22 protein-coding genes are annotated in these 24423 nt (G+C 72.4%); 18 read left to right on the forward strand and 4 right to left on the reverse strand.

Annotation, left to right across the window (positions count from 1 at the left end; genetic code table 11):
- The first annotated feature begins 103 nt into the window (after positions 1 to 103).
- The 8 genes from ABD269_RS34120 to ABD269_RS34155 all read left to right on the forward strand — a co-directional run bounded on the left by ABD269_RS34120 (position 104) and on the right by ABD269_RS34155 (position 9212).
- Positions 104 to 1087 (forward strand): STM4015 family protein, encoded by a 984-nt coding sequence (locus ABD269_RS34120; RefSeq protein WP_301890798.1) that lies wholly within the window; start codon positions 104 to 106, stop codon positions 1085 to 1087.
- 20 nt (positions 1088 to 1107) lie between these two features.
- Positions 1108 to 2244, forward strand: coding sequence for an STM4014 family protein (locus ABD269_RS34125; protein ID WP_344124370.1), 1137 nt, complete (start codon positions 1108 to 1110; stop codon positions 2242 to 2244).
- A gap of 74 nt (positions 2245 to 2318) precedes the next feature.
- Positions 2319 to 3125 (forward strand): STM4013/SEN3800 family hydrolase, encoded by an 807-nt coding sequence (locus ABD269_RS34130; protein WP_344124448.1) that lies wholly within the window; start codon positions 2319 to 2321, stop codon positions 3123 to 3125.
- The gene (locus ABD269_RS34135; RefSeq protein WP_344124372.1) at positions 3122 to 4453 is read left to right on the forward strand and encodes an STM4012 family radical SAM protein; all 1332 of its coding nucleotides are present in this window, start codon (positions 3122 to 3124) and stop codon (positions 4451 to 4453) included. The genes ABD269_RS34130 and ABD269_RS34135 overlap by 4 nt, the downstream gene beginning before the upstream one ends.
- An 8-nt stretch (positions 4454 to 4461) precedes the next feature.
- Positions 4462 to 5346, forward strand: coding sequence for an STM4011 family radical SAM protein (locus ABD269_RS34140; RefSeq protein ID WP_344124374.1), 885 nt, complete (start codon positions 4462 to 4464; stop codon positions 5344 to 5346).
- A 66-nt stretch (positions 5347 to 5412) separates the two neighbouring features.
- The gene (locus ABD269_RS34145) at positions 5413 to 5940 is read left to right on the forward strand and encodes an MFS transporter (protein ID WP_344124376.1); all 528 of its coding nucleotides are present in this window, start codon (positions 5413 to 5415) and stop codon (positions 5938 to 5940) included.
- A 124-nt stretch (positions 5941 to 6064) separates the two neighbouring features.
- The gene (thrS, locus tag ABD269_RS34150) at positions 6065 to 7381 is read left to right on the forward strand and encodes a threonine--tRNA ligase (RefSeq protein WP_425573043.1); all 1317 of its coding nucleotides are present in this window, start codon (positions 6065 to 6067) and stop codon (positions 7379 to 7381) included.
- Between the two features lie 172 nt (positions 7382 to 7553).
- The gene (locus tag ABD269_RS34155) at positions 7554 to 9212 is read left to right on the forward strand and encodes an APC family permease (RefSeq protein WP_344124380.1); all 1659 of its coding nucleotides are present in this window, start codon (positions 7554 to 7556) and stop codon (positions 9210 to 9212) included.
- Positions 9213 to 9280: 68 nt separating this feature from the next.
- On the opposite strand, the gene ABD269_RS34160 is transcribed toward ABD269_RS34155, so the two are convergent.
- Positions 9281 to 10243, reverse strand: a complete 963-nt coding sequence (locus tag ABD269_RS34160) for a threo-3-hydroxy-L-aspartate ammonia-lyase (protein WP_344124382.1) — start codon at positions 10241 to 10243, stop codon at positions 9281 to 9283.
- A gap of 379 nt (positions 10244 to 10622) precedes the next feature.
- Here ABD269_RS34160 and ABD269_RS34165 point away from each other — a divergent pair, with 379 nt between their 5' ends.
- Entirely contained in the window at positions 10623 to 11309 is a 687-nt protein-coding gene (locus ABD269_RS34165; protein WP_301890806.1) for a YoaK family protein, read from the forward strand.
- A 66-nt stretch (positions 11310 to 11375) separates the two neighbouring features.
- On the opposite strand, the gene ABD269_RS34170 is transcribed toward ABD269_RS34165, so the two are convergent.
- Positions 11376 to 12038, reverse strand: a complete 663-nt coding sequence (locus ABD269_RS34170) for a transglycosylase SLT domain-containing protein (protein ID WP_344124385.1) — start codon at positions 12036 to 12038, stop codon at positions 11376 to 11378.
- A 492-nt stretch (positions 12039 to 12530) separates the two neighbouring features.
- On the opposite strand from ABD269_RS34170, the gene ABD269_RS34175 reads away from it, so the two are divergent.
- The 6 genes from ABD269_RS34175 (at position 12531) to ABD269_RS34200 (ending at position 19267) form a co-directional block, all read left to right on the forward strand.
- On the forward strand, positions 12531 to 14588 hold the full coding sequence (locus ABD269_RS34175) for a phosphocholine-specific phospholipase C (RefSeq protein WP_344124387.1): 2058 nt from the start codon (positions 12531 to 12533) through the stop codon (positions 14586 to 14588).
- Between the two features lie 722 nt (positions 14589 to 15310).
- A complete protein-coding gene (locus ABD269_RS34180; RefSeq protein WP_116215183.1) occupies positions 15311 to 15508 on the forward strand; it encodes a hypothetical protein in 198 nt (65 codons plus the stop codon).
- A 129-nt stretch (positions 15509 to 15637) separates the two neighbouring features.
- The gene (locus tag ABD269_RS34185) at positions 15638 to 16192 is read left to right on the forward strand and encodes a MauE/DoxX family redox-associated membrane protein (protein WP_344124393.1); all 555 of its coding nucleotides are present in this window, start codon (positions 15638 to 15640) and stop codon (positions 16190 to 16192) included.
- Between the two features lie 32 nt (positions 16193 to 16224).
- Positions 16225 to 16779 carry a redoxin domain-containing protein gene (locus ABD269_RS34190; protein WP_344124395.1) on the forward strand — a complete coding sequence of 185 codons (555 nt, stop codon included), beginning with the start codon at positions 16225 to 16227 and terminating at the stop codon, positions 16777 to 16779.
- Positions 16776 to 18764, forward strand: coding sequence for an ABC transporter ATP-binding protein (locus ABD269_RS34195; protein ID WP_344124397.1), 1989 nt, complete (start codon positions 16776 to 16778; stop codon positions 18762 to 18764). Before ABD269_RS34190 ends, ABD269_RS34195 begins: the two co-directional genes overlap by 4 nt.
- Positions 18764 to 19267 (forward strand): S26 family signal peptidase, encoded by a 504-nt coding sequence (locus tag ABD269_RS34200; protein WP_344124399.1) that lies wholly within the window; start codon positions 18764 to 18766, stop codon positions 19265 to 19267. Before ABD269_RS34195 ends, ABD269_RS34200 begins: the two co-directional genes overlap by 1 nt.
- Here the strand turns inward: ABD269_RS34200 and ABD269_RS34205 are convergent.
- Complete coding sequence (locus ABD269_RS34205) at positions 19201 to 19608, reverse strand: DUF4345 domain-containing protein (protein ID WP_344124401.1); 408 nt, start codon at positions 19606 to 19608, stop codon at positions 19201 to 19203. The two genes, ABD269_RS34200 and ABD269_RS34205, sit on opposite strands and share 67 nt — an antisense overlap.
- A 92-nt stretch (positions 19609 to 19700) precedes the next feature.
- On the opposite strand from ABD269_RS34205, the gene ABD269_RS34210 reads away from it, so the two are divergent.
- Both ABD269_RS34210 and ABD269_RS34215 read left to right on the forward strand, forming a co-directional pair.
- Positions 19701 to 20309 carry a TetR/AcrR family transcriptional regulator gene (locus ABD269_RS34210; protein ID WP_344124403.1) on the forward strand — a complete coding sequence of 203 codons (609 nt, stop codon included), beginning with the start codon at positions 19701 to 19703 and terminating at the stop codon, positions 20307 to 20309.
- A gap of 274 nt (positions 20310 to 20583) precedes the next feature.
- On the forward strand, positions 20584 to 21957 hold the full coding sequence (locus ABD269_RS34215; protein ID WP_344124404.1) for a phthiocerol/phthiodiolone dimycocerosyl transferase family protein: 1374 nt from the start codon (positions 20584 to 20586) through the stop codon (positions 21955 to 21957).
- Between the two features lie 29 nt (positions 21958 to 21986).
- Here ABD269_RS34215 and ABD269_RS34220 read toward each other — a convergent pair whose 3' ends face one another.
- Positions 21987 to 22961, reverse strand: coding sequence for a TetR/AcrR family transcriptional regulator C-terminal domain-containing protein (locus ABD269_RS34220; protein ID WP_344124405.1), 975 nt, complete (start codon positions 22959 to 22961; stop codon positions 21987 to 21989).
- A 168-nt stretch (positions 22962 to 23129) separates the two neighbouring features.
- Between ABD269_RS34220 and ABD269_RS34225 the strand changes: the two genes are divergently transcribed.
- Positions 23130 to 24359: an FAD-dependent monooxygenase gene (locus ABD269_RS34225; RefSeq protein ID WP_344124407.1), complete on the forward strand. Its 1230-nt coding sequence runs from the start codon at positions 23130 to 23132 to the stop codon at positions 24357 to 24359.
- Positions 24360 to 24423: the final 64 nt, after the last annotated feature.

Here is a 24423-nt window from a genome sequence, read left to right on the forward strand (position 1 = left end):
AGGCCACGGCGTGCGCCCCCACCCCGGCGTTGTCAGTGCCCCTTGGTACAACTGCCTGGCACGTCGAGCGAGCGACGGCACCGTACCCGAGGAGCAGGCAGGCATGGCCATTTACAAACACTTGCAGGAGCTGCACGGCTTGCCCGCGTTCTCCTTCCCCTTCCTCGACACCGATGGCCCGGGCGGTGAGGAGAAGCATCCCGAGCTGCTCGCACCGGAATCCGTGGCCTGGCGCGTCGACGTGGACGCGTACGACAGCGAGGAGTCGTGGCAGGACGTCTTCGCGCGGTTCGTCCGGACCGTGGACACGACGCGGGTGCGGGCGCTGATCGTGGGCGCGTGGAGCGAGCCGTACGAGACGGGGCCCGACGCCGTGATCGAGGCGCTGCTGGCGGCGCGCGACCGGCTGCCCGCGCTGCGTGCCCTGTTCCTGGGCGACATGGTGTCGGAGGAGTGCGAGATCTCCTGGATCACGCAGGGGTGTGTGACTCCGCTCCTCGACGGCTTCCCCGAGCTGGAGGAGTTCGGGGTCCGTGGGGGCGCCGGCCTCGTCTTCCCCGCCGTCCGGCACGAGCGGCTGCGTTCCCTCACGGTGGAGGCCGGTGGTCTGCCCGTCGAGGCGGTGCGCGGCATCGCGGCGAGTGAACTGCCCGCTCTGGAGCGCCTCGACCTGTGGCTGGGCACGTCCGACTACGGCGGTGACGCGGCCGTCGCGGACCTCGGACCGTTCCTCGCCGGGGACCGGCTGCCGCGCGTGCGGCATCTGGCGCTGCGCAACAGCGAGATGCAGGACGCGGTCGCGGCGGCGCTGGCCTCCGCTCCGGTCGTGGCGCGCCTGGAGGTCCTCGACCTCTCGATGGGTGTGCTGACCGACGAGGGCGCGGAGGCGCTTCTGGCGGGTCAGTCGCTCACCCACCTGAAGAAGCTCGACCTGCACCACCACTACCTGAGCGACGCGCTGTGCACCCGCATACGGGAGGCGCTGGAGCCGGCCGGTGTGGAGCTCGATCTCGACGCGGACGACACCGAGGAGTACGAGGACGAGGACGACGACACGGTCTGGCGCTTCGTCGCCGTGGGCGAATAGCGGAAGCCGGAGCGAACGTCATGTCATCACCGGGCGACATCCGGCACGGACCCCGCTTCGCGGTCGTCGGCAATCCGGAGAACCGCCGCGTGCTGCTCTTCACGGCCGCAGTGCGGGCGGCCCGGCTCCCCGAGCCGCGGATCGTCGCGTGGCGTGACGTCCTGCGGGACGGCGGCGCGGAGTTCGGCGCCGACGAGACCGTACGCCTGGACTCGCCCGGTGAGGACGCCGAGGTCGACCGGGTCCTGCGGGGTGTGGGCGAGCCGACCCGTGTGGAGGGCGGCGCGCGCTGGTACGGGCGGTTCACCGCCGCCGTGCGGTCGTTGCGCGGCGGTGTGCGGCTCGACGACCCGGACGAGCTGGCCGTGCTCTTCGACAAGCGGCGCTGCCACCGCCTGCTCGACCGGGCCGGGGTGCCGGTGCCGGCCTCGCCCACGTCGGGAGGGGCCGTGCCGGTGCGCGGCTGGGATGACGTGCGGGCGCTGATGAGCGGGCCCGGCATGCCGAGGGTCTTCGTCAAGCCCGCCCACGGCTCGTCCGCGTCCGGCGTGCTCGCCGTGGAGACGGCGGGGCCGGGCCGGATCCGGGCGACGACCTCGGTCGAGCTGTCACCGGACGGCCGGCTCCACAACTCCCTGCGGCTGCGCCGCTATACGGACGAGCGCGAGATCGCCGCGATCGTCGACACGCTCGCGCCCGACGGCCTGCACATCGAGCGCTGGCTGCCCAAGGCCTCGCTGCACGCGCGCACGGCCGACCTGCGGGTCGTGGTCGTCGCGGGACGGGCCACCCATGCCGTCGTCCGCACCAACCGCTCCCCTCTGACGAACCTTCACCTCGGCGGCGCCCGCGGCGACCTGGCCGCCGCCGTCGAGGCGGCGGGCGACCGGTGGGCCCGGGCCCTGGAGATCTGCGAGCAGGCCGCCGCCTGCTTCCCCCGCACGCTCTGCGTGGGCGTCGACCTCCTGCCGGCCGTCGGCTGGCGGCGGTTCGCCGTCGGCGAGGTCAACGCCTTCGGCGATCTGCTGCCGGGACTCACGGGCCTGCCGGGCAGCGGGGCCGAGGGGCAGGACACATACGGGGCGCAGGTCGCGGCCTCTATTAGGAAACGGGCCCCTCGGGACCCGTCAGCACCACCGATCAAGGAACACGCATGAAGCAGCCTGACCCGTACGGCCCCGCGGAATCCGCCGATCCGCCCGGACCCGACCTCGGCGCGGACGGCCCCGACATGAACGAGGTCGTGGGCCGCGACGACATTCTGCTGCTCACCCTCGACACGCTCCGCCACGACATCGCCGTCGAGCTGGCCGCCGCGGGCCGGCTGCCGAATCTGGCCCGTCATCTCCCGGGCGGGCGCTGGGAGAAGCGGCACGCGCCCGGCAGTTTCACCTATGCCTCGCACCAGGCGATGTTCGCGGGGTTCCTGCCCACTCCCGCGGCGCCGGGGCCGCACCCGCGGCTGTTCGCCGCGCGGTTCGCGGGCAGTGAGACGACCGCGGGGCGCACGTTCGTCTTCGACACCCCCGACCTCGTGTCGGGGCTGGCCGCGGCGGGCCACCGCACGGTGTGCATCGGCGGTGTCGGCTTCTTCAACAAGCAGGGGGCGCTCGGCGGTGTGCTGCCGGGGCTGTTCCAGGAGAGCCACTGGGAGCCGGAGTTCGGGGTGGCGTCACCGGTCTCGTTCGAGGCGCAGGTCGAGCGCGCGGAGAAGGTGATCGCCGGGCTCCCGCACGAGCAGCGGCTGTTCCTGTTCGTCAACGCGTCCGCACTGCACCAGCCCAACTGGTTCCATCTGCCGGGTGCGACCCGCGAGGCGGGCGACAGCCGCGAGACGCACGCGGCGGCCCTGGAGTACATCGACCGGCACCTGCCGCGGCTGTTCACTGCGGTGAGCTCGCGGCGGCGCTGCTTCGCCGTCGTCTGTTCCGACCACGGCACGGCCTACGGCGACGACGGCTACACCGGCCACCGCATCGGCCACGAGGCCGTGTGGACGGTGCCCTACGCCCACTTCTTCCTGGAGCCGTCCGCATGAGCGCGCCCCGCCCGTATCAGAGTTACGTCTACGCGTACCCGCACAAGACGGCCTACCGCCCCCTCGACGACCGCCCCGCTCTGGAAGCCCTGTGGGAGCGGGAGCCGAAGGACGCCCTCTCGCTCTATCTCCACATACCGTTCTGCGAGGTGCGCTGCGGGTTCTGCAACCTCTTCACCCGCATCGGCGCGCCCGACGAGCTGACCGGCCGCTATCTGGACGCGCTCGACCGGCAGGCGACTGCCGTCCGTGACGCGCTCGGGGACGCGGCGCCCGTGCGCTTCGCCAATGCGGCGTTCGGCGGGGGCACGCCCACCTTTCTGGAGGCGGCCGAGCTGGAGCGGCTCTGCGACATCGCGGAGAAGCGGATGGGCGCGGAGCTGAGCGCGATACCGCTGTCCGTCGAGGCCTCCCCCGCGACCGCCACCGCCGACCGGCTCGCCGTCCTCGCCGGGCGGGGCGCGACGCGGCTGAGTCTGGGCGTGCAGAGCTTCGTCGACGCGGAGGCGCGCGCGGCCGTGCGCCCGCAGCGGCGCGCGGACGTCGAGGCGGCGCTGGGCCGGATCCGCGACGCCCGCATCCCGGTCCTCAACATCGACCTCATCTACGGCATCGACGGCCAGACCGCGGCCAGTTGGCGCCTCTCCCTGGACGCGGCGCTCGCCTGGCGTCCTGAGGAGGTCTACCTCTATCCGCTGTACGTACGACCGCTGACGGGCCTGGGCCGGCACGCGGATTCCTCCGCGTGCGCGGAGCGCGCCTGGGACGAGCAGCGTCTGCGGCTGTACCGGCAGGGCCGCGACCACCTCCTCGCGCACGGCTACGAGCAGGTGTCCATGCGGATGTTCCGCCGCTCGGACGCGCCGGCGCAGGGTCCCGACGACTACGCCTGTCAGACCGACGGCATGATCGGCCTCGGCTGCGGCGCCCGCTCCTACACCTCGGCGCTGCACTATTCCTTCGACTACGCGGTCGACATGCGCGAGATCCGCACGATCATCGACGACTACACCGCCACGGAGGACTTCACGCGCGCCGCGCACGGCCGGTACGTCGACGAGGACGAGGCCCGCCGCCGTCATCTGCTGCAGTCGCTGCTCCAGGCGGAGGGCATGCCGCTGGAGGACTACCGGCTGCGCTTCGGCACCGACCCGTACGGGGACTTCGCCGCCGAGCTCGACACCTTCGCGGCCCACGGCTGGCTCGCCGACGGCCCGTCCGGGCGGCTGCGGCTGTCCCCCGAGGGCCTCGCGCACTCGGACGCGCTCGGCCCCGCGCTGTTCTCCCCCGGGGTGCGGGCCGCGATGGCCGCGTACGAGTCGAGGTGAGCGCGCCGATGGACCTGACGATCCTCTACCGCGGGCCGCTCGCGTCCTGCGACTACGACTGTCCGTACTGCCCGTTCGCGAAGCGGCGGGACAGCACGGAGCGGCTGCGGGCCGACCGGGCGGCGCTCGAACGGTTCACGGGCTGGGCCGGGCGGCAGAGCGGTGACCGCCTCTCCGTCCTGTTCACCCCGTGGGGCGAGGGGCTGGTGCGCTCCTGGTACCGCGGCGCGCTCGTCGCGCTGTCGCATCAGCCGCACGTCGGGCGCGTGGCGATCCAGACCAATCTCAGCTGCCGCACGGACTGGCTGGCGGACGCCGACCTCGGCACGGTCGCCCTGTGGTGCACCTACCACCCGGGGCAGACCCCCTATGAGCGCTTCCTGGCGAAGGCGCACCGGCTCGCCGGTCTGGGCGTGCGATTCAGCGTCGGGATCGTCGGCCTCCCCGAGCACCTGGACGACGCGCGGCGGCTGCGCGCGGCCCTACCCGGCCACGTCTATCTGTGGGTGAACGCGGCCGAGGGCCGTACGTACACGGACGAGGAGGCCGGCCTCTGGACCGCGCTCGACCCGCTGTTCCCGTACAGCCGCCATCCCCACCGCTCGGCCGGGCTGCCGTGCCGCACCGGGGAGTCCGTCATCTCCGTGGACGGGGACGGCACGGTGCGCCGCTGCCACTTCGTCCGTGCCGAACTGGGCAATCTGTACGACGGGTCCTACCGTGCCGCCCTGTCGCCCCGCCCGTGTCCGCTGGCCGTGTGCGACTGCCACATCGGCTATGTGCATCTGGAGACGCTGCCGCTGTACGACGTGTTCGCGGGCGGGGTCCTGGAGCGCGTTCCCGCGGCGGCGTCCGGCTCAGGAGGCCTCGGCCGGGCGGGAGGCCTCCGGTAGGGGATCGGCGCGGCGGGCCAGGTCGAGGAGGGTGCGCAGGGGCCGCTCGGCGAGGCCGAGGCGGGGGTGCCACTGGGCGACGATGCTGACGGGGCGGGTGGGTTCGGCGAGCCGGAGTTCGACGAGTTCGCCCTCCTCCAGCTCCCGTGCGACCGCCAGTTCCGGCAGACCCTGCCGCTCACCTTCCCGGTGTGCGTGATGCCCTTCTTCACCGGCCGGCTGGTGGCCCGCCACGGTGCCCGCCCGGTGCTGCTGGCCGGGATGGGCGCATCGGTGGTGGCCGGAGTGCTGCTGGCGTCGTGCGCCGGCGGGCATCCGCCGCTCGCGCTGGTCGTCGCGGCCGAGCTCGCGCTCGCGGCCACGGGCACCCTCTCCATCCCGGGCGCCGCAGCGGAGATGGCGGCCTCCACCCCGCCGGAACTGGCCGCCACCGGGCAGGGCGCGCTCAACGGCGTCCGCCAGGCGGGCTCGGCGCTGGGCGTCGCGGTGCTCGGCACGCTGGGCTCGCTGCCGGGCGCGGGCGGAGTGCTGATCGTCATCGGGCTGATGGCGTTCGCGGCCGTCCTCGCCACCGGGACGAGGGGCGGGCGTTGAGGGTGCGGGGTCACGTCCGTCGGCGCTCCCCCGCCGGGGAAAGGCACCTGCGCGACTCTGCTACGGTGATCGGCATGAAGCGCGCTGCCATGATGACGACGACGCCGGAGAGTGTCCCGGCGCGCTGACTGTTGTCTTGAGTCCGAAGCCCCGGGGCGAGTGCCCCGGGGCTTCTGCTTGCGGTCACTCGCCCGTTACCCGCGAGGAGACCGACATGCACGACCACCGCAAGCTCGGCCGTGAGCTGGGCCTGTTCGACACCGACCCGCTGATCGGCGCGGGGCTGCCGTACTGGCTGCCCGACGGCGCGGCCGTGCGGCACGCCCTGGAGGAGTACATCCGCGCCGCCGAGCGGCGGGCGGGCTACCGGCACGTGTACTCGCCGGTGCTCGGCAAGCGGGAGCTGTACGAGATCTCGGGGCACTGGTCGCACTACAGCGACGACATGTTCCCCCCGATGGATCTCGGCGGCGAGCAGGTCGTGCTGCGGCCGAGCCTGTGTCCCCACCACGCGGTGATCTACCGGTCCCGTTCCCACAGCTACCGCGAGCTGCCCCTGCGCATGGCCGAGCTGGGCGGCATGTACCGCTCCGAGCTCTCGGGCGTGCTCGGCGGGCTGACCCGCGTACGGGCGATCCAGCTCAACGACGCGCACATCTTCTGCACCCTCGACCAGGTCGAGCAGGAGGCGGGGGCCGCCCTGGAGATGATCCGCCGGGCGTACGAGGCACTCGGCATCAGCCCGGCCCGCTACCGCCTCTCCCTCCCGGGTCCTGGCGGGAAGTACGTGGCCGCCCCCGAGATGTGGCAGCGCTCGACCGCCCTGCTGACCGATGTCCTCGACCGCTCGGGGCTGCCGTACGAGCGGGCGGAGGGAGAGGCCGCGTTCTACGGGCCGAAGATCGACGTCCAGGTCGCCGACGGTGCCGGGCGGGAGTCCACCCTGTCGACCGTCCAGGTCGACTTCCACCAGCCCGAGCGGTTCGATCTGCACTACATCGGCGCGGACGGCGCGAAGCACCGGCCGGTGATGGTCCACCGCAGCATCATCGGCAGTGTGGAGCGGGCCGTCGCCCACCTCGTCGAGAAGCACGGCGGCGCCTTCCCCGCCTGGCTCGCCCCCACCCAGCTGGTGGCGCTCCCGGTCTCGGAGGCCGAGGTGCCGGATGCCGTCGACTTCGCCCGGCGATGCGCCGAACTCGGGCTGCGGGCCGAGGTCGCGGGGCCGGAGCGCGGCAGTCTGGGCGCCCGTATCCGCCAGGCCCGGCTGGTCCCGTACCAAGCCGTCATAGGCGCTGCGGAGGCCGTCGACGGCCGCGTCGCCCTGCGGCTGCGGGACGGGCGGCGCCCGGCCCCGCTGCCCGCCGGCGAGGTCCTCACCCGCGTCGGCGCCCTCGTCGACGCGCACAGCACCGACCTGTGGGACCGCGCCGCCTCGTAGCGGCACGGCCTTTCCGCCACAGAAGGTGACGAAGGTCACGGGCGCCGGGGACGGCAGTGGATGCCTGCCGCACACGGGCAGGCGGGGTTCCCGGCGGCCGAATGACCTGCTCAACGCACATAAGGTGGGTGATCTGTCTTTGGTCACCCCGCAGTAGAACGGACAGCACAGCATGGATTTGAGCGCGGCCAACCGCAAAGGCCTCAGTCTCTTCGCCCTGATCATGATCGGGCTGGGGTCCATCTTCGGTTCGGGCTGGCTCTTCGGGGCCGGTCAGGCCGCCCAGGTCGCCGGCCCCGCCGCTCTGGTCGCCTGGGTGATCGGGGCCGTCTTCATCGGCCTGATCGCGATGTCGTACGCCGAGGTGGGCGCCGCCTACCCGATGCCGGGTGCCATGGCCAGGTTCGGCAGCATCTCGCACGGGCCGGTCCTGGGCTTCGTCAGCGGATGGGCGGTGTGGATCGCCACGGCCTCCCTGATCCCCATCGAGTCCATAGCCGGTACCCAGTACATGGCCTCCTGGAGCTTCGGCTGGGCCCAGGGGCTGGTCTCCGACGGCGCCCTGACCGGCACCGGCATGGCGATGGCCCTGCTCCTGACCGTCGTCCTGTGGCTGGCCTGCTACTGGTCGGTCGCACTGCTGGCCCGCGCGAACAACGTGCTGACGCTGGTGAAGTTCGCCATCCCGGTCCTCGCGGTCGCCGCGTTCATCGCCTCCGGCTTCCACACCGAGAACTTCACCAGCCACGGCGGGTTCGCCCCCAACGGCTGGTCCGCGGTCCTCACCGCCGTCACCGCCTCCGGTGTCGTCTTCGCCTTCAACGGCTTCCAGGCCGTCGTCAACCTCGGCGGCGCCGCCAAGAACCCGGGCCGCGCCATCCCGCTCGCCCTCGTCGGCGCGCTCTGCCTCGGCCTGGTCATCTACCTCGCCCTCCAGATCGCCTTCCTCGGCTCGGTCCCGCCGGAGCGCCTCGCGGAGGCAGGCGGCTGGAGCGGCATCAACTTCGCGTCGCCCTTCGCCGACCTCGCCAAGCTGCTGATGCTGCACTGGGTCGTCACGATGCTGCAGTTCGGCGCCTTCATCTCCCCCTCCGGCGCCAACATCGGCAACGTCGCCTCGGCCGCGTACCTGGCCCAGAACCTCGCCGAGACCGGCTTCTTCCCCAAGAAGATCGCCGAGGTGCACCCCCGCTACGGCACCGCCCGCCCGGCCATGTGGCTGAACCTGGGCTTCTCCGTCCTGCTGCTGCTCACCGTCGGCCACAGCTGGGAGGCCCTGGCCAGCGTCGTCTCGGCCGCCATGGTCGTCTCCTACCTCATCGGGCCGATCGCGGTAGGCGTCTTCCGGCAGACCAAGCCGCACCTGCCGCGCCCCTTCCGCCTCCCCGCCGCGAAGGTGCTCTGTCCGCTCACCTTCGCCTTCGCCGCCTGCGCCCTGTACTGGTCGAAGTGGCCCAACACCGGCAAGGTCGCCCTGCTCACGCTCCTCTCGGTGCCGATCGCCGCCGTCGTGCTGCGCCGCCGGGGCGAGACGAGCCTGCGCCGGCAGTTCGCGCCCGCCTGGTGGATGGCCGGATTCCTGCTGTGGCTGGCGCTGCTGTCCGCCCTGGGCAGCACCGAGTTCGGGGGCCACGGAGTGATCCCCGGCGGCCTCGACATCGCCCTGGTCGCCGTGTCCTCGACGGGCTTCTACTTCTGGGGCGTGCGCGCCGGTGTCAACGCCCACCGCGCCGGGCTCCCGGGCCCCGACCCCGTGCTCGACGCGGCACAGGTCCCCGCGCCCACGCGCGAGCCGCAGGACGCGCGGACGGCCGAGCCGGCCGTCTCCTGACGGCCTGACCGTACGCGCGCGGTACGCCGCCGCGGCGCTGCCCGGTCAGCCGGCCGGAACCGGTCCGCTCACGCGGACAGCAGCGCCGCGAAGCGCGCGAGATCGACGTTGCTACCGCTGACGATCACGCCGACCCGCTTCCCGCGCAGCCGGTCGGCCACGCGCCGCAGGGCGGCGAACCCCAGGCAGCCCGTGGGCTCGACCACCATCTTCATGACGGAGGCGAAGGTCCTCATGGCCTCGACGAGCTCGTCGTCGGTGGCGGTGAGGACCTCGGGGCGCTCGCGGTGGAGGACGGCGAACGTGAGCGCGCCGAGATGCTGGGTCTGCGCCCCGTCGGCGATGGTCCTGGGGACGTCGATGTGGACGACGCGGCCCTCGCGCAGCGACCGCCGGGCGTCGTCGCCCGCCTCCGGCTCGACACCGAACAGCTCACAGTCCGGGGACAGCGCCCGGGCCGCGAGCGCCGTACCGGACAGCAGCCCGCCGCCGCCCAGCGGCACGAAGAGGGCGTCGAGCTCCCCCGCCTCCTCGAAGAGCTCCGTCGCCGCGGTGCCCTGCCCGGCGATCACGTGGGCGTGGTCGTAGGGCGGGATCAGCGTGAGCCCGCGCTCGGCGGCCAGCGCACGGACGATCTCCTCCCGGTCCTCGGTGTAGCGGTCGTACGCGACGATCCGGCCGCCGTACCCCTCGGTGGCGGCCCGCTTCGCGGCCGGGGCGTCGTGCGGCATGAGGATCGTGGCCGGGGTGCCCAGCAGGCGGGCCGCCAGCGCGACCGCCTGGGCGTGATTGCCCGAGGAGTAGGCGACGACACCGGCCCGCCGCTGTTCGGGCGAGAACTGCGCCAGGGCGTTGTACGCGCCACGGAACTTGAAGGCGCCCATGCGCTGGAAGTTCTCGCACTTGAACACCACCCGCGCCCCGGTGCTCTCGTCGATCAGCCGGGAGCGCAGCACCGGGGTCCGGTGCGCGTGGCCCGCGAGGCGGTCCGCGGCGGCCAGGACGTCGTCGTAGGTCGGAAGCTCGGGCATCGCATGATCCTTTTCGACTGGGGCCACGGCACGGCGACGATGTCCGGTGCGGCCCGTGCCCCCCGGAATCGGTCGTTCGCCCTTGGCCTGGACGGAGCGGTCGTTGGCGCGTTCGGGAGGTCCGTCGGCGCCATGCGCCGGCCCTCGCGCCCGCCACTCACCGCCGATCTTCAACTCAGTCCAAACCCATCAGCGTTTACCTGCCATGTCAAGATCACATTCGCTGTTGACCTTCGATCCATGCGCCATCGGTGGCGTGAAACGCAACGCGTTCTCGCTTCCGCCGGGCGGCTGTTGATAGGCAGGAGGCACCGCGGCAGGAGGGGATTCCCGGGCATACCGCCGCGCACGGACACACCTCGGCCCTTAGGACGCACCCATGCTTCGGACCCGGTCAGGAAGAACTCTCGTCGGCAGCGACCCACTGCCCGCGGCCATCGTGGCGCTGACGGTCGTGGGCGGCATGGTGGACGCCATCAGCTTCCTGGGGCTCGGGAAGGTCTTCATCGGGATGATGACCGGCAATGTCATCGTGCTCGGCTTCGCCTTCGGCGGTGTGCCGGGCTTCTCCGAGCCGGGCCCGCTGGTGGCCATCGTCGGCTTCGTGGCGGGCATACTCCTGGCCGGGTGCGGCGAGCGGATGACGTCGCGGCGGGGGCGGCGGCACTGGTTCCGCCACGCCCTGGTCGTCGAGGTCGTCTTCCTCGTCGCCACCACCGCGCTCGCCTGGCTCGCCCCCGGCACCTCGCCGCTCGCCCGGGACACCATCACGGCTCTGCTCGCGACGGCGATGGGGGTGCGGTGCGCCACGATCCGCGGGCTCGCCGTGCCGGACCTCGTCGTGACGTTCGGCCTCACCGGCGCCCTGATCGGCCTGGTCCAGGACTCCGGCACCGCCGCGGGCCGGCAGTCGGCCCGGCGGCTGGGGGTCGTCCTGGCCCTGGGCCTCGGGGCCGCCTTCGGCGCGCTCCTCATGGAACACGCCGGCCTTCGCTGGTCCCTGCTGTCCGCCACTGCCATGGTGGGCGCCATCGCCGTCGCGGTCCGCGGCTCCGAGCTCCCGTGAACGCCGAAGGGCGGCGGCACCGTGTGGTGCCGCCGCCCTTCGGGCGCGTGAGGTTCCCGCCGTGCGTCAGTACGCGGAGTTGACGTTGTCCATCGAGCCGTACGTCTTGGCGGCGTAGTTGCAGGAGGCGACGATGTTGGCGACCGGGTCGTAGATGTCCCAGGACGTGCCCTCGACGTGGAACGCCTTGAACGTCGGGTCGATGATCTGCAGCAGGCCCTTCGACGGGATACCGGCGACGGCGTTGGAGTCCCAGTTGTTGATGGCCTGGGGGTTGCCGGTGGACTCGCGCATGATGTTGCGCTTGAGGCCGTCGTACGAGCCGGGGATGCCCTTGGCCTGCATGATGTCCAGGGCCTGGTTGATCCAGCCGTCGAGGTTGTCGCCGTAGGCCTTCGCCGGGGCGGGAGCGGCCTGGACGGGCTTGCGCTCCTCCGAGCGGCTCGCGGCCTGCGTGCCACGCTCGGTCTTCGTCTTCGCGGCCTCGGCGTCGGCCTTGGCCAGGGCGACCCCGGCGTGCTCGGCCTGCTGCGTCTCACCGGAGTCGTCGGAGGCGGTGGTGCTCCACGCGACGGGCTTCACGGCCACCGACTGGGTGTCGGAGGAGGCGGCGAAGGCGTTCGGGACGACGGCGAACGTCAGGACGGCGGCACCGGCCGCGGCGATGCCGACGGCGGAGAGCTTGTGGGCCTTGGGCAGACGGGTATAGCCGGAGATGGTGGAGCGCATGATGAGCTGAACCTCTTCCAATCGCGTGAGTCGCAGTGGCCCGGATCGGCGCGAACGAAAAGCGCCGCGTCTCGATCGACGGCGCCGTGCGACTCCGCAATTGTTAGCGGCGGCGGAACGCGCTGGCAAAGGTGTGACCTACTACCGCGCTTCATAGCGAGGGGGTCACCACAGGCGAAAGAAATGCCCGATTTAACCGCCTATGGAACCCACTAGCGGCGATCGTAAGTGATCTGGGTCCTATGCGGGGCCTCACACGGGAGGGCCGTCGCGCTCACCTGGAGTGAGCGCGCGTGTACGCGCCGGCCGGCGGGTGCGTGACGAAGGTGCCCAAGGGGCTGCCGGGACTCTGGTGTCCCATCGGGCCGTCCGCTACGTTCGCCTCGCGTACCGCGTCGCTTCACTCCGGCGACACCCGCCCCTCGCCGGCACTCGCTGCTCTTGGATCACACCGCAGGCTCCGTCCCACTCACCCCAAGGGGTCCCTGTCTCATGTCCGAACTCAATCGGCGGCGCTTTCTCCAGATCGCCGGCGCGACCGCCGGTTTCGCGGCCCTGTCGAGCAGCATCGAGCGCGCCGCCGCCATCCCCGCCAGGCGCCGCTCCGGCACGATCGAGGACGTCGAGCACATCGTCGTCCTGATGCAGGAGAACCGGTCCTTCGACCACTACTTCGGTTCGATGAAGGGGGTGCGCGGGTTCGGCGACCCCCGCCCGGCCTCGCCCTCCGGCGGCAGGTCGGTCTGGCACCAGTCGGACGGCACCAAGGACGTGCTGCCCTACCGCCCGGACGCCAAGGACCTCGGGATGCAGTTCATCGCGGGCCTCAACCACGACTGGGCGGGCGGTCACCAGGCGTGGAACGGGGGCAGGTACGACCAGTGGATCCCGGCCAAGGGCACGGGCACGATGGCGTACCTGACGCGCGAGGACATCCCCTTCCACTACGCGCTCGCCGACGCGTTCACCGTGTGCGACGCGTATCACTGCTCCTTCATCGGGGCCACCGACCCCAACCGCTACTACATGTGGACGGGTCACACCGGCAACGACGGCAAGGGCAGCGGCCCCGTCCTGGGCAACGAGGAGGCCGGTTACGACTGGACGACCTACCCGGAGCGGCTGGAGCAGGCCGGGGTCTCCTGGAAGGTCTACCAGGACACCGGTGACGGCCTGGACAAGGCCGGCTCCTGGGGCTGGCTCGACGACGCCTACCGCGGCAACTACGGCGACAACTCCCTCCTCTACTTCAACCGCTTCCGCGACGCCAAGCCCGGCGACCCGCTCTTCGAGAAGGCGCGCACCGGCACCAGCGTCAAGAAGGGCGACGGCTACTTCGACGTCCTGCGGGCCGACGTCAAGGCCGGGAAGCTGCCGAAGATCTCCTGGATAGCCGCCCCGGAGGCGTTCTCCGAGCACCCCAACTGGCCCGCGAACTACGGCGCCTGGTACATCTCCCAGGTCCTGGACGCCCTCACGTCGAACCCCGAGGTGTGGAGCAAGACGGCCCTGTTCATCACCTACGACGAGAACGACGGCTACTTCGACCACGTGCCGCCGCCGTTCCCGCCCGCCTCCGCCGCCCGCGGCGCCTCCACCGTGGACACCGCGCTCGACCTCTTCGCGGGCAACGCCCACTACGCCGCCGGCCCCTACGGCCTCGGCCAGCGCGTGCCGATGCTCGTGGTCTCCCCCTGGAGCACGGGCGGCTTCGTGTGCTCCGAGGTCTTCGACCACACCTCGATCATCCGGTTCATGGAGCGCCGCTTCGGTGTGCACGAGCCCCATGTCTCCCCCTGGCGGCGGGCCATCTGCGGCGACCTCACCTCGGCCTTCGACTTCCGGCTCCGGCACGCCGCGCCCGCGTCACTGCCGGACACGCGCGCCTACGCCCCGCAGGACCGGCTCCGGCACCCCAGCTATGTGCCGAAGCCGCCCGCCCACCCCTCGCTGCCGAAGCAGGAGGCGGGCTCGCGTCCCGCGCGCCCGCTGCCGTACGCCCCGGTGGTGGACGCGGCCGTCGCGCCCTCGACCGGGCGCGTCACGCTCACGTTCAGCGGGGGCCCGGCGGCGGGTGTGTGCTTCACCGTCACGTCCGCGAACCGCACGGACGGCCCGTGGACGTACACCGCCGCGGCCGGCGCCAAGCTCTCCGACACCTGGAACACGGCGTATTCCAAGGGCGCCTACGACCTGTCGGCGCACGGCCCGAACGGCTTCCTGCGCACCTTCAAGGGCTCCGGCAGCACCGCGGGCCCGGAGGTGACCGCCCGCCACGACGCCCACGGCGGCCGGATCGAGCTGACCTTCACGAACTCCGGCAAGGCGGACTGCCACCTGACCGTCACCAACGCGTACGGCGGGAAGAGCGAGAAGGTCCGGGTGCGCGCGGGCAAGCGGGTGGTGCGCAAACTGGATCTGCGGCACAGCGCGCGCTGGTACGACCTGTCCGTGGTCTGTGACACGGACAGCGCCTTCCTGCGCCGGTTCGCGGGGCACGTCGAGAACGGCGAGCCGGGCGTGAGCGACCCGGCGATCATCACGGTCTGACGCCCGGCGTCACCGAGCGGGGTCCGGCGCTGCGCCGGGCCCCGCTCGTGTCGGCACCGGCGGGAACCGGCCTCCGGCAACCGCCCCCATCGCAACGTGAGTTGCCGCGATCGTCCGGACGGAGCCCCTGCCACCACCGGGTCCTGCCATCGGCCCGGTCCGGTGGCGTACGCGGTCTCCCGTCGGAGGGCCGACCGCGGCTCGGGCACATCCGTCCGGGACACCTCCGAGGAACAGCGGCCGGACGTCGACGTTCCGCCCGTCGGGGCTCGCCGACGGGACCGTGCCGGACGGCGATGACGGCCTGAACCGGACCTGGACGCCGGGCCGTTCGCACCGGTCCGTGCACGCGGCCGCCTTCCGGGTCCGGCGCGGCCATCGACCGGAAAGCACCGTTCCGGCCCCGGCGCATCCGGCTCCCGGGTGGCGGAGAACCATGGCACGGACGACCGCGGCCAGTGGTTCGCCTCCCGGCCCATGCGGAGCCTCCGGTTCACCACCGAGAGCGGAATGTGCCGGTCCGAGCCGTGCCGGGCCCGGCCGGGCCGGCGGGACCCCCGGCTCGCCACCACCGACGTACGGGCGGGGCAAGGGCGTCTTCCGGCTGCCCGGTCCCCGCCCGCGCACCGGCCTGAAACGGCACTGTCCGCCGCGCCCCGTGCCGATGAGACTCCAGCGGTGCAAGCACATGAAGCGATCCGGTTCAAGAGAGGAGTGTGTCAATGTACGCAAGACTCACGGAGCTGGGCAGCCGGGTGCTCGGGCTGTTCGTGCCCGAGGTCGACGCGGCCGCGCTGGAGATTCTCTCCTGCGGCAACTACCCGGCCTGCTGGCAGTGCAGCGGGAAGTGCGGCTACAACGCCCCCTGCTGGGCCTGCTGCAACTCCAATGGCTGTCCGACCATCGTCTGCCAGTGCTGACAGCCACGGCATCGGTCGGGAGACGCCGCCGCTGAAGACCGCCCTGCCCGGGATCACCTGATCCGGGACCGGCGCTCCCCGACCCGTACGACCGCCCCGACCGGGAACACCGCTGAAGGAGGAATCCAGGTGGGCTTTCTGGCACTCGGGCTCCGCGCTCTGATCGGCGTGGTGTTCCTCGCCTCGTTCGTCGGCAAGGTGACGGGACGAGGAGCGTTCGACCGGTTCGTGTCCTCGGTACGGGACATGCGGGTGCTGCCCGCCCGGTCGGCCCGGTCGGTGGCGCTGTCCGTGGTGGGTGCCGAAGCCGCCGTGTGCATCATGCTCGCGACGCCGGTGCGGGCCGTCGCCGCAGGGGGATTCGTGCTCTCGGCAGTTCTCCTGACGGTGTTCGCCACCGGGATCCTGCTCTCCCTGCGCCGAGGCGTGCGGACGCCGTGCCGATGTTTCGGCGCGTCCGTGAGCCCGCTCGGCCCGGGACACGTCGCACGGAACCTCACCCTGACCGCCGCGGCAGTCGTCGGCGCGGTCGCCGTGCCCGCGGCCGGCGCGACCGCCCCGGGCGGGGCGGCCCTGTCGGTGCTCACGGGCCTGCTCCTGGGCGGGCTGGTGACCGCCCTCGACGACATTCTCGATCTGTTCCGGCCCGTCGACCGCGCTCCGGGCCTCGCCCGCGGCCGGTGAAGCCGGCCGGTGAAGCCAGAGGAGACGACTCCATGCCCGTCCTGATCGCGGCAGTGGTACTGGTGGGATCGCTCTGTACGTTGGACCTGCTCCTCACGCTCGGTGTGATCAAGCGGCTCAAGGAGCACACCGCGCTGTTGTCCAAGATGGCCGCCGACTCACCCGGCAGACCGCCCGTCGTCCCCGTGGGCCGGGAAGTGGGCGACTTCACCGCCGTCGCCGTCGGCGGCGAGGTCCTGACGCGTGAATCACTCGGCGGCGAAACGCTGGTGGCCTTCTTCTCGCCCAGCTGCGAGCCCTGCCACGAGATGCTGCCCAGGTTCGTGGAGCACGCGCGGACCGTGAGCGGCGGCCGGGACCGGGTTCTGGCCGTGGTGGTCGGCACCCCCGACCGCGCCGAGGAACAGGTCGCCGAACTGGCCCCGGTGGCCCGGGTCGTGGTCGAGAGCGGCAGCGATGCCAAGGTGTCCGACGCGTTCGGCATCAAGGGCTTCCCCACGCTGCTGGAGATCGCACGGAACGAGGACGGCCACCAGGTCGTCGCCGGGAACCAGGTGGACCTGGACTCCACCGCAGTCGTGGCATGAGCGGGCGGGAGCACCCCCCGAGCGGCCCGGGGCCGTCGGCGGCACAGCACGCGCCGCCGACCGCCGAGGGCCCCCCGGCACCGGATGCGGTCGGCGACTCCCCCGCGCCGACCGCCCGGTGCGCGGACGAGGCCGACCGGGCGCCCGTCCGGTCCACCGGCGCGACGGCCGTGCTGCGCCGGGTCGCGGCCGCCGGCGCGATGGTGGCCCGAGCGGCGCCCGGCGTCCTCGGCGGCTACGCGGTGCTCACGCTCACGGTCGGCGCGCTCCCCGTGGTCACCGCCTGGCTGACCAAGCTGCTGCTCGACGGGCTGAGCACCGGCGCCCCGGCGGCCCGGCTGATCGGCCTGGGCGCTGGGCTCGCCGCGTCGGGCGTGGTGGTCGGTGTGCTGCCGCAGGTCAGCCGGTATCTGCGGACGGAGCTCGACCGCAGGGTCGGACTGCTCGCCGAGGACCGGCTGTTCACCGCCGTGGAGGGCTTCGCGGGCCTGGGACGGTTCGAGAACCCCCGGTTCCTGGACCGGCTGCGGCTCGCGCAGAGTTCGGGCGGAGGCACACCCAACCAGGCCGTCGACGGGGCGATCGGGATCACCCGGTCGGCCATCACGATCGGGGGCTTCCTCGGTTCGCTGTCCCTGCTCAATCCGTTGCTGACCGCCCTGGTGCTGGGGGCCGCGGTCCCCACGCTGCTGTCCGAGGTCGCGCTGGCACGGCGGAAGGCGCGGACGCTCTGGGAGATCGGCCCGGTCGAGCGCAGGCAGATGTTCTACCGCGAGCTGCTGTCCAGCGTGGAGGCCGCCAAGGAGATCCGGCTGTTCGGCACCGGCGCCTTTCTCCGCGGGCGGATGCTGACGGACCTGCGGACCGCCAACGCGGCGAAACGGGCGGTGGACCGGAGGGAGGCCACCGTCCAGACGGGACTCGGCCTGCTGTCCGCGCTCGTCTCCGGTGGCGGCCTGATATGGGCGGTGAGCGCCGCTCGTTCCGGCGCCCTGTCCACCGGCGGTGTCGTCCTGTTCGTGGCGGCGGTGGCCGGGGTGCAGAGCGCTCTGGCCACGCTGGCCAGTGAAGTGGCCCGCGCGCACCAGGCGTTGCTGATGTTCGACCACTATCTCGTGGTCGCGCGGGCCGGGCCCGACCTGCCCGTTCCCGCGCTCCCCGGCGGACTGCCGCCCCTGTCGCGGGGCATCGAACTGCGCAACGTGTGGTTCCGGTACTCCGCGGACCACCCCTGGGTGCTGCGCGGCGTCGACCTCCACATCCGCCACGGTCGGGCCCTGGCGCTGGTCGGGCTCAACGGCGCGGGAAAATCGACGCTGGTGAAGCTGCTGTGCCGGTTCTACGACCCCGACCGCGGTGCGATCCTGTGGGACGGCGTGGACATCCGCGAGGTGGACGTCGCGGAGCTGCGGCGCCGGATCGGCGCGGTGTTCCAGGACTACATGCACTACGACATGACCGCGGCGGAGAACATCGCCCTCGGCGACCTGACCGCCCTCGACGACCATCCGCGGCTGCGGGCCGCCGCGGAGCGCGCCGGGATCCACGCGAGGCTCGCCGCGCTTCCGTACGGCTACGGCACACTGCTGTCGCGGAGGTTCTTCATGGAGTCCGACAAGGACAACCCCGAGACCGGTGTGGTGCTCTCCGGCGGCCAGCGCCAACGGCTCGCGCTCGCCCGCGCGTTCCTCCGGGACCGGCGCGACCTGATGATCCTCGACGAGCCGTCGGCCGGTCTGGACGCCGAGGCGGAGCACGAGATCCACACCGCGCTGCGCAAGCACCGCGGCGAGCGCACCAGCCTGCTCATCTCGCACCGGCTCGGGGCGGTGCGCGACGCCGACCTCATCGCCGTCCTGGAGGAGGGGCGCGTCGTGGAACAGGGCTCGCACACCGAGCTGATCGGGACCGGCGGCCGGTACGCGCGGCTCTTCACCCTGCAGGCCGAGGGCTACCGCGCCGGCGCGTTCACCGGAGACCCCTGATGACCTCGGGGTGGGCGGCGCTCGCCCTCGCGGCGCTGTCGCGCAAGCTGGTCGTGGTCACCGTCCGCGGTTCGAGCATGTCGCCGGCCTTCCACGACGGCGATCGCGTGCTGGTGCGGCGCGGTTCGCCGCCCGCCGTGGGGCAGGTGGTGGTGGCCGAGCGGCCGGTGCGAGGCGGTATGTGGCCGGGCGATCCCGTACGGTCCGCGGCCGGCGTACGGGGGCGGCAGTGGCTGATCAAGCGGGTGGAGGCGGTCCCCGGTGACCGGGTGCCGCACGCTCTGGCCCCGATGCCGCAGGAGCGCGTGCCCCCGGGCAGGCTGGTGCTCCTCGGGGACAACCGGGCGGTCAGCGTCGACTCGCGGGAGTTGGGGTACTTCCCGGCCGACCGGGTGCTGGGGGTGGTCCTGAGCCGGCCGGGTGCGGGGCCTCGGGGCTACCCGACGGAGTCGCGCGGGCGGTCCGCCGCCTCCCGTTCACCGGCGGTCGACAGCCAGAAGTAGAGCGGCGGCAGGGCGAGTTCGATGGCCATGAGGACCAGCTGGAACCAGTTCGGGCGGCCGACGTCGGCCCAGGACACGAGCCTGCTTGCGCCGCCGAGGAAGAGGATCCCGGCGAGCAGGCGCACCGCCTTCGACGGGATCGGCGACTGCCGGGCCACCCAGATCCAGGCCAGGCCGTAACCGAGGAAGATCGCGCCGAAGAAGCGCACCAGACTGTCGACGGTCGCACCGCCCGAGTCCCCGTCGGGCACCGGGGCCATGCCGGAGACGATGTGGACGGCGCCGATCGCCGCACAGGCGATTCCCATGATCCATGAAAGCCACTTGAGGAGCCCGGTCATGTCGAGTGGTCACCCCTTCGCCTTAGTAGGCAGGCGTCTACTAAGGCGAAGGTAGGAGCATTACTGGACACGCGTCAAGTAATCTGGGCCGCGTGACGACACGCCGCAGGCTCGACCCCGGTGAGCGCCGCGACCAGTTGCTCGACACCGGAGCCCGCCTGTTCGCGGCGAAGCCGTACCACGACGTGCTGATGGAGGACGTCGCCGAGCGGGCCGGGGTCTCCCGGGCCCTCCTCTACCGCTACTTCCCCAACAAGCGCGAGCTGTTCGCCGCGATCTACCGGCAGGCCGCGGACCGGCTGCTGACCGACACCCGGATCGATCCTTCGGGCCCCCTGCTGGAGCAGCTTTCCGCGGGGCTCGACATCCACTTCGACTACTTCGCCGCAAACCGGAACACGGTGCTCGCAGCGAACAGGGAGCTCGTGGGCGACCCCGTGATCCAGGCCGTCATCACCGACGAGCTGGCCGAGCTGAGACAGCGCGTGCTCGACGCCACCGGGCTCGACGGCAGGCCCAGGGACACGGTCTCCGCCGCGCTGACGAGCTGGCTGGTGTTCGTCCGCGCGCTGTGCGTGGAGTGGCTCACGAACGAGGCGTTCTCCCGCGCCGAGTTGCACGCCATGTCCGTCGGCGCCCTGCGCGGCGCGCTGGCCGCGGTCACGGACGTCGACCGGCTCCTGGGCGACACCGGCGCCTGACGGTTACTCAGGGCAGGCACCCCCTCACCGCACCTCTCAATTCCCGCCATTCTCGGCGGCGGTACGGGCATGCCGCGCCGCATCGGGAGGAGCCGGTGGCGGGAACTTCGACACCTACAGCCCGATATGCACCGTTCGAAGGCACCCATGGCCGTTGACGGCGTCCCGTCTTGATCCACTCTGTCGTCACCCCAGGTCAACGCCGCGCCTACGCACGGGTGGACATGATGTTGATCAAGACCGTCCGCCGGATCCCACGAGGAGAACTGACGTCATGTCACAGCAGCCCGGGAACACCGTCCTCCGCCGCGAGCTCAGCCCGGTGGAGCGCTGGTACTGGACGGCCGACCGGACCTCGCCGCTCAGCGGCCTCGTCCGCACCCGCGTCCACGGGTCCCTGCCGCTGCCGCTGCTGCGCCGCGCGCTGGACGTCCTCCAGGCCCGGCACCCGCTGCTGCGCGTCGCGATCACCTGTGACGAGAACGGCGAGCGGCCCGCCTTCCACCCGGTGGACGCACCGGTTCCGCTGCGCCATGTCGAGGTGGCGCCCGGGGACCCCGAGGGCGACACCCGGTGGGAACGCGAGGCGAACGAGTACGAGTTGACGGAGCGCATCGACTGGCGCACCGGTCCGCTGCTGCGCGCCGCGGTCATCACGCGGCCGGCGGGCGCCGGGCAGCCGGAGGACGTCCACGACCTGATCCTCACCGCTTCCCACTGCGTCGCCGACGGCATGACGGGCCTGTCCGTGCTCAGGGAGTGGCTGGAGACCACCGCCCGGCTGGCGGCGGGCGAGGAGCCGGACCGTACGCCGCGCCCGGCGCTGCCCGCCGCGGAGGACCTGCTCCCCCGCCGGCACCGGGGCGCCGAGGGCGCCCTCGCGCTCAAGGAGCTGATGGAGCGCGACGGACAGGAAGCCGAGCGACTGCGGCCGCGGCGGGTCCTGCCCAGCCGGGCGGTCCCCTTCGCGCAGCGGCGCACCCGGATGGTGCACCGGTCGCTGAGCGCGGAGCAGGTAGGGCTGCTCCAGCGGGCCTGCAAGCAGCACGGCACCACCGTCCACGGGGCCCTCGCCGCCGCGATGGTGGCCGCCGTCGCGCTGGAGGCGGGGACGGTGGAGCCCGCGTACTTCTCGATCGGCTCCCCGGTCGACTTCCGCCACGAGCTGGAGACGGCCGTCTCCTACGGCGACGCCGGGAGCTACGCCTCCACCCTCCCTTCCCGCGTCCGCTACGAGCCCGGCGCGGACCTGTGGTCCATGGCCCGCGCCGTGAGCCAGGACCTGACGGGCCGCCGGGGGCGCGAGGAGCACCTGACCATGCTGAACCTGATGGACCAGGCGGGGCCGAAGTCGCCCGCCGACAGCGAGGCGTTCATGCGGTACATGGACGAGCAGGGGCCGCTCAACCTCTGCCTGTCCAACATCGGCCGCTACGACTTCCCCGACCGGGTGGGCCCCTGGCGCGTCTCGGACACCCAGCTCGTCGCGGCCATCTCGGTGACGGGCGCCATCGTGGCGACCGCCAACACCAGCCACGGCGGCCTCGCCTGGAACTTCAGCCACGTCGACGGCATGGTCCCGGCGCCGCGCGCACGGCGGATAGCCGACGACTCCGTCCGCATCGTGCTGTCCGCGATCTCCGGGTGACCGGTCGTACGTGACGGCGGCGCGGCAGCTCAGGGTGCCTCTCCCAGGAGGGGTGCCATGCCGTCGAGGATGCGCTGCAGGCCGAACTCGAACAGGGCGTCGAGGTCGAAGTCGTACCCGCCCGTGGCGAGCCGCTCGAGGGTGGGGAACCGGTCGGTGGCCAGGATCGCCTGGAGTGCGGGTTCCTGAGTGTCCATCCACTCCTCGTTGTCCATGCCGGTGAGCGCTTCGGCCTCCGCCTCCATCTCGACGTTGACCGCGGTGCCGCGAATGTAGTTGAAGAGGGTGAGGTGCACGCTGAGGGCGGTCGGGAGGTCGAGACCGCTCCTGTCCAGGGTGGCGAGCACCCACTCGGTGTAGGGCATCGCGCCGGCGACCGGCTGCGGCCGGGTCACCGACAGGGCCGGTGCGAGCCACGGGTGGCGGCGGAACATGTCCCACAGCATCCGGGCGACGAGCGTGAGCCGCTCGCGCCAGCCCTCCGGCGGGCTTTCGGGGAGCGGCCATTGGGCGAAGGCCGCGTCCGTCATCCGCGTCACCAGGTCGTCCTTGTCGGCGACGTGCCGGTACAGCGCCATGGTCGACACCCCGAGCCCGGCGGCGACCCGGCGCATCGAGACGGAGGCCAGCCCTTCCACGTCGGCGACCGCGATCGCCGCGGCGACGATCCGCCCGAGGGTGAGCGCCTGTTCCGGGGCGCTGTCGCGGCGGGTGGGCACCGCCGGGGCCGGGGGTGCGACCGGGCGCGCCGCCGCCGGGGGGCGGCCGGTGCGTACCGGCCGCCGCTCGGCGACGACCGTCCCCACGCCCGGGACCGCGCGGACCAGGCCCTCACGGCGGAGTTCGGTGAGCGCTTTCGTCGCGGTGGCCATCGCGACGTTCCACTGCCGGGTGATCTCGCGGGTGGACGGCACGCGATCGCCCGGCGCGAGCTCGCCCGTCTCGATCCGCTGCCGCAGTTCGGCGACGATCCGGCTGTAGCGCGGCCCTCTTCCCTGGTTCACCGACATCCCCCTCCGCACTAGTGCACCATCGGCGCACCACCCTAGCCGAATCTCCGCGGAAACTCCCCCCGCTACCGCTCCAGCACTAGTGCACTATGCGTCAACTCCCCTTTGAATACTGGCCTTGAGCGCTTGCCCGATCGCTGCGTACGTCGTACATTCCTCACTATGCAGAACACCGACGTACTCATCTCCGGCGGCGGCATCGCCGGTCCCGCCCTTGCGTACTGGCTACGCACCGCAGGCTTCACCGTCACGGTCGTCGAGCGCGCGCCGTCCCCCCGGCCGGGGGGACAGACCGTGGATCTGCGCGGCGCGGGCCGCACCGTGGTCGAGCGGATGGGCCTGATGGACCGGGCCCGGGAGCTGAGCGTCGACCAGCGTGGCCTCGCGTTCGTCGACGCGTCCGGCCGCGTCACCGCCCGGATGCCGGCGGACAGCTTCGGCGGCGAGGGGATCGTCTCCGAGATCGAGATCCTGCGTGGTGACCTCGGCCGCCTGATGTACGAATCCACCCTGCCGGGCACCGAGTACCTCTTCGACGACACCGTCACCGGGCTCGTCCAGGACGACGACGGGGTCGACGTCACCTTCGAGAAGGCCGCACCGCGCCGCTTCGGGCTGGTCGTCGGCGCGGACGGGCTGCACTCCGTGGTGCGCGCGCTGGCCTTCGGCCCGGAGTCGGCGTGCGTCCGTCCCCTGGACCTCTACACCGCCTGGTTCACGGTCACCGAGGAGATGGAACTCGACGGCTGGTTCCAGATGCACAACGCGCCGGGCGGGCTCGTCGCGTCGGCCCGGCCGGGCCGCCTCCCCGGCGAGGTCAAGGCCGGTCTCAGCTTCCGGTCGGGGCCGCTTCGCTATGACCGCCGCGATGCCGCCGCACAGCAGCAGTTGATCGCCCAGCGCTTCGCCGACGCCGGGTGGGAGGTGCCGCGCCTGCTGAGGGCGATGCGCACGGCGCCCGACTTCTTCTTCGACTCGATGGGTCAGGTCCGTCTCGACCACTGGTCCCAAGGCCGGGTCGTCCTGCTCGGCGACGCCGGCTACTGCCCGACGCCCCTCACCGGCCTGGGCACCAGCCTGGCCCTGGTCGGCGCCTACGTACTGGCCGGTGAACTCGCCACCGCCGACGGCGACCACCACGTCGCCTTCCCGAACTACGACCGGGTCATGCGCCCCTATGTCACCCAGGCCCAGCAGCTGCCGCCCGGCGGCGCCTCGGGATACGCACCCGCCGGCGCGCTCGCCATCCGGCTGCGGGACCTCTCGATGCGCTCGATGAACCGCTGGCCGATGCGGAACCTGATGGCCGCCCAGTTCGCCAAGGCCGACGACATCGCCCTGCCCGACTACGACCGCACAGCGGTGCGGCAGTTGGAGGACGGCGGCCGGTGATCCCCGGCCGGCCCTCGATGCGGGCACGGCCGAAATCCCTCCCCCGCCTCCCGTCTCCCATTGA

The sequence above is a fragment of the Streptomyces blastmyceticus genome, from assembly GCF_039521185.1.
GTDB lineage: Bacteria > Actinomycetota > Actinomycetes > Streptomycetales > Streptomycetaceae > Streptomyces > Streptomyces blastmyceticus.